At 42.3% G+C, this 1,132-nt stretch carries 3 protein-coding genes; all 3 read left to right on the top strand.

Features of this window, described 5'->3' with window-relative positions; translation table 11 throughout:
* Nucleotides 1–291 precede the first annotated feature (291 nt).
* The gene (locus tag ACFQ88_RS39750) at nucleotides 292–441 is read left to right on the top strand and encodes a hypothetical protein (RefSeq protein ID WP_185198694.1); all 150 of its coding nucleotides are present in this window, start codon (nucleotides 292–294) and stop codon (nucleotides 439–441) included.
* A gap of 6 nt (nucleotides 442–447) precedes the next feature.
* Nucleotides 448–744: a hypothetical protein gene (locus ACFQ88_RS39745; protein ID WP_063336321.1), complete on the top strand. Its 297-nt coding sequence runs from the start codon at nucleotides 448–450 to the stop codon at nucleotides 742–744.
* Nucleotides 731–1,132, top strand: a 402-nt coding sequence (locus ACFQ88_RS39740) for a hypothetical protein (protein ID WP_379463452.1), incomplete at its 3' end; no start/stop codon positions are given. The genes ACFQ88_RS39745 and ACFQ88_RS39740, both read left to right, overlap by 14 nt.

Here is a 1,132-nt window from a genome sequence, read left to right as displayed (position 1 = left end):
ATCAAAAGATGAAGCCGGAGCAGAAAAAGAAAGTCAAAAAAGCCGCTAAAGACAGTTTCATAGATGGGTTTTGGAACGGTCTTAAACGCGGTTTTGGCTTGAAGTAAAGGGGTGATTCTATGCAAGAGTTTACAAAGTCTATGCGGTTTATTATCACCTTTCTCTTTTTCGTTATCCTGCTGGGTATGTTCACAAATGAAAAAATAACGTACACGTTCTTGGTACTTGTTCTCGCAAGTATGGCAGTCCTGAACGTTGACAAGGTAAAACAAATCATGGGAGGTCTTGTGGATGGTTAACAAGTTTTTTGACGTGATTGCGGGTATCGGGATTCTCATTGGTATTTATCTGTTCCTGAAAAATGCCAAGTCTACGACTTCCATTATCAGCACAATCGCGAGCAATTCAATTTCAGGCATCAAAGTATTACAAGGGAGGTAAGGCGGCATGATGGAAGGCTATCACCTTCAAAACCGGGTTCATGCGCTTCAGGAGCTTTCACGTCCAGTGGAGCTACCTGACGCGCAGCTAGGTATTGGAGACGCTGAAGAATTACGCCCAACACATGCCAACTTCATTTACCCGATGGTTCCGAAAGAAGCATTGATCGACAAAGTAACAAACATGAGTATTGAGAAAGCGACAGTCGATCTAAACGGAAATCAGGTAGATGAAGAAAACTTCCCTAAGAATCATTATTTCGGTGATCCGATAGGAGGCTTATATTGGTATGGCGGAATTTGAACAAGTCGGTCATGAATCCGGGGGTCATTCCCCGGGTAAAAAGAAATTCCAATTAAACAAAAAGAATATTGTCATTATCGGGTCGGTTGCAATTGGGGTCTTTCTATTAGTCTCCCTTGTGACGCGTGGGCGTCCTGCTGAGGAAGAACAGTACGTGACTTCTGAAGCATTAGAGGGTGATTACTTGGATGGCAATCCTATGAATTCAAGCTTGGTTCAGGCACAGCTACAAAACAATCAATCTCTCATTGAAGGTAGCGTTGATACAGCCTTAAACAACTTTGCAAATGAATTGGGGCAGAACCAAGAATCATTTAAGTCAGATGTAATCGACACCATTACCGATATTGGCAAGGAAAACAAAACGTATGTTGACCAAGTAAAGGAC

Origin of the sequence: Paenibacillus sp. NPDC056579, from assembly GCF_042793215.1 — a bacterium.
GTDB lineage: Bacteria > Bacillota > Bacilli > Paenibacillales > NBRC-103111 > Paenibacillus_S.
The sequence above is the reverse complement of the archived record's forward strand: the minus strand, read 5'-3'. Positions and strand labels throughout refer to the sequence as shown.